This is a genomic window from Halanaerobium sp. (assembly GCF_003070835.1).
The window spans coordinates 1-3,663 of sequence record NZ_QBLR01000329.1; the positions used below are offsets into that span (position 1 = coordinate 1).

Below are 3,663 nucleotides of genomic sequence, written 5' to 3' on the forward strand. Positions count from 1 at the left end.
CTTTATCTAGGTATGATTATGATCTATTATGGAGGAATCAAAGCTCTTGAAGAAAAGAATTATAAGTTGGTTTTAGCCTATAGTTCTATTAGTCAGTTTGGTTTTATCACACTTGCTATAGGCAGTGGAAATATTTTTGGATATTATGGCGCAATATTACACATTATTGCTCATGCTTTTGCTAAATCAACTTTATTTAATAGTGCAGGTGATTGGATTAAAGAGTTTGATTCAACTTCAATTTTTGAATTTAAATGCTGTGGATTAAGACAAAAAACAAATACATTTAGTACTATTTTATCATTTCTTTCTTTGATGGCCTTCCCATTTTTTATTGGTTATAATAGCAAACATTTAATAAAATATTCTTTAAGCTCAATCCCTATGTTTGAATTTCTACTTCATTTAGGAAAGCAATTTGATTTTCATTATTTGAGAGGTTTTTTCACAACTTCAATCTATTTAATTATTGCCTATTTAATCTGTTTTCCAATTATGTCTAGAATAAATGAGATCTAATCTACGTGAATTTTACTTATTAAAATGAACAAAATGTCCTTAGGACAATCCGTAATACAGTAAGGTTAAATTTTGTTGATAGCGGAAATTATGAAACTATAAATATTATCCATAACAAACCATTAGGTATAATCTCCTAGCTAATAAAAAACCTCCTCAAAAAGGAGATTTCACATTATGAATCTATATTTTTTTATCAAATGGTGCCGAAGGTGGGACTCGAACCCACACGTCCGTGAGGACAACGGATTTTGAATCCGTCGCGTCTGCCAATTCCACCACTTCGGCATCAACATTATCTATTTTAACACAGAAAATTGTTAAAAGCAAGAATTAAAAACTTCTAAATATCTATTATAAATTTTTAAAAAAGAAGAAAATAAGACCCTAAAAGGAGAATTTTATTTATGAAAGTTGATCTTATCATTGCAGGTGCTGGACCTGCAGGACTTTTTGCCGCAATTCAGGCAGCAGAAGATAATAAAAACAAAGATATATTAATTTTAGAAAAAAATCATAGTGCCGGAAAAAAACTATTAATAAGTGGTTCTGGCCAGTGTAATTTAACTCATGCGGGTAATATAGCTAATTTCTTTAACCACTATGGTGATAATTTTAATTTTTTGTTAGGACCGTTATATACCTTTGACAATAAAATGTTGATGAATTTCTTTAAACATAGAGGTATAAAATTTAGAAAGGCACGGGGAGGAAAAATATTTCCTGCCTCTAATAAAGCATCAGATATATTAGATGTTTTATTAAAAGAATGTAATAAAAAAAATATAAAAATAAAGTATAATGAAGAGGTAAAAAAAGTTAATTATAATAATAATTCAAATAAATTTGAAATAACAACATCTAATAATTATTATAGCAGTAAATTTTTCTTATTGACAACTGGTGGTAAATCCTTTCCAAAAACCGGCTCAACAGGCGATGGATTTGAAATTGCTGCTGATTTAGGTCATAAAATTATTGAACCTCGTCCAGCTCTTGCGCCTGTAATTATAAAAAATTATAAATTTAAAATGCTGAGTGGGATTTCATTAAGGAATAAAGAAATTTCATTGTTTAGAGATAATAACCTACTGAAAAGTTGGAGTGGTGATTTGCTTTTAACTCATAGAGGGCTTTCTGGCCCCGGAATAATTAACTATTCTAGATATATCAGAAGTGGTGATATAATAAAAGTGAAATTGCTTAATTATAATAAAAATGAATTAGAAAATAATCTTATTAAAAAAATTGAAAGAGAAGGGAAACTTAATTTACTAAATCTTTTAATAAAATATCCTTTAGCTCAAAGATTGATCGAAAAAATTCTTGAAATTGCTAAAATCGATGGAAGTATAAATGCAGCTCATCTAAATAAAAAAGAAAGAAAAGAAATCATTGAACATTTTTCTAGTTTAGAATTTAAAGTAAAGAAATTAGCAGGCTTTCATCAATCTATGGTAACAAAAGGTGGAATTGATTTAAAAGAAATTAACCCTCAAAATATGGAGTCAAGAATAATTAATAATTTTTTTGCAGCTGGTGAAGTTTTAGATATTGATGGAGATACAGGCGGCTATAATCTGCAGGCAGCCTTTTCTACTGCTTATCTAGCTGGAATTGAAATTTCAGAGCGTTTAAAAAGATAAAGACTGCCTGGAAAATTCAGGCAGTCTTTTTGAATCTAAGATTTTAGTATCTATAAATTGCCAGAATATCGTTTTCTTCTGGCATTTCATTCTTTTCTATTGAATAAACTGAGCCACCATTTTTTATTGTTTCAACTGCAGCATAATTATAAAGATCATAATCCTTGGTATTCTCCATCAGCTTAACTTCATTTTCATCTTCTACAAAAACTCCAGCTTTTTCAGCTAATTTATTTAAAACCAGAGTATCAACCTTTCCATAATGAGCTGCTTCAACAATCTTCTCTAAGTCAGCTGAACTTTTATCAGTCGATTTTAATTCCATATATCTTTCTTTTATATCCTCTAAATAATCATGAATATGGGAACCAATAATTTCCCAACTCTTTTCTCGAAGCTCTTTATTATTCATTTGTTTAGCATTACCGCTTAAATGTTCATCTAAAAGACCTTGATAACTATTAATATTTTTATAAAGAGAAAATACACTATCATCTGCAGCAACAATTAAATGATTTTTCTTATCTTTTAATTTAGTATTAATAACACGATCAATTTCTTTTAAATAATGCAGCAGATCTTCATTATCATCATCGCCAGCTGCTCCCTGTCCATGAAAAACTGAAGACCCTCCAGCTGTATTTATTGATTGATATTTTTCGGCCGCTTCATCATCTAAATTAAGAAATTCTTTAATGTTTAGAGGTAATTCCTCTAAATCAAGGGCCTCAATATCATTTCTGTTAACCTGATATAATTGATTGTAATTAGAGCTCAAAGCTAATAAATAGTATTCCTGACTGTCATGAATCTCAGAAATTAATTGTTTTAAATTAAAATTATAACTAACATGTGAATTGTCATAGGTATCTACTGAAAGTTTAAAAACTCTAAAACTCTCAGAAGATATAAAAACTGCCAGTCCTTCTTTTTGCTGCTGCCAAAAATCACTGTCGGATGCCAATTTAAATGCTGACTCCAATAATTTATTAATTTCTCTTTCCTTAAATCCCCAATCTGCTTTTAGCTTCTCTTCTACTTTTTGTAATAAATTTTTAAACTCAATTTCTAGCTTTTTAAATTCTCCTTTGTGCACCGCCTTAGTTGACATGTAAATTGAAATACAGGGACTATCCTGACATTGAATAAGGTCTTTTAAAGTTTCCAATTTTAGTTCTTCTGTCATTTTATTTAACCCCCTATTAAATTGAATATAAAATTGACTCTTTTGTGACTTAATAACTAAGACAAAGTTAATAAAGAATTTGATAATTGCTTATATTATTATTTTAACAGATATTTTTAAAAAATAAAGTTATTTATTAACTGAGTATGTGTAAAGCATTTGTGGGAGACTTTTTCCTCACAAAGACAAATTCCTGTATTTTCTTTAAATAAAATGGCTCTTTGACAAATGTTGTGAAATCTAAATAGCACCGTTTGAATCAAGTTATCTCTTTAATTTTTTGAATTGCTCTTAAATACTTAGCAATGATAA

3 protein-coding genes and 1 tRNA gene are annotated in these 3,663 nt (G+C 28.8%); 2 read left to right on the plus strand and 2 right to left on the minus strand.

What is annotated here, in order from left to right; all coding sequences use genetic code 11:
- Window positions 1-519, plus strand: a 519-nt coding sequence (locus CI949_RS18410; RefSeq protein WP_290769089.1) for a proton-conducting transporter membrane subunit, incomplete at its 5' end; no start/stop codon positions are given.
- 201 nt (window positions 520-720) lie between these two features.
- Here CI949_RS18410 and CI949_RS18415 read toward each other — a convergent pair.
- A tRNA-Leu gene (locus CI949_RS18415) sits at window positions 721-807 on the minus strand.
- A 119-nt stretch (window positions 808-926) separates the two neighbouring features.
- Here CI949_RS18415 and CI949_RS18420 point away from each other — a divergent pair.
- Window positions 927-2,165, plus strand: a complete 1,239-nt coding sequence (locus tag CI949_RS18420) for an NAD(P)/FAD-dependent oxidoreductase (protein WP_290769091.1) — start codon at window positions 927-929, stop codon at window positions 2,163-2,165.
- A gap of 43 nt (window positions 2,166-2,208) precedes the next feature.
- On the opposite strand, the gene CI949_RS18425 is transcribed toward CI949_RS18420, so the two are convergent.
- The gene (locus CI949_RS18425) at window positions 2,209-3,351 is read right to left on the minus strand and encodes a hypothetical protein (RefSeq protein WP_290769093.1); all 1,143 of its coding nucleotides are present in this window, start codon (window positions 3,349-3,351) and stop codon (window positions 2,209-2,211) included.
- Window positions 3,352-3,663 lie beyond the last annotated feature (312 nt).

What these genes read in the sequence shown, in the direction of transcription:
- CI949_RS18420 (WP_290769091.1), top strand. Translation starts at nt 927, where the DNA reads ATGAAAGTTGATCTTATCATTGCAGGTGCTGGACCTGCAGGACTTTTT.
- CI949_RS18425 (WP_290769093.1), bottom strand. Translation starts at nt 3,351, where the DNA reads ATGACAGAAGAACTAAAATTGGAAACTTTAAAAGACCTTATTCAATGT.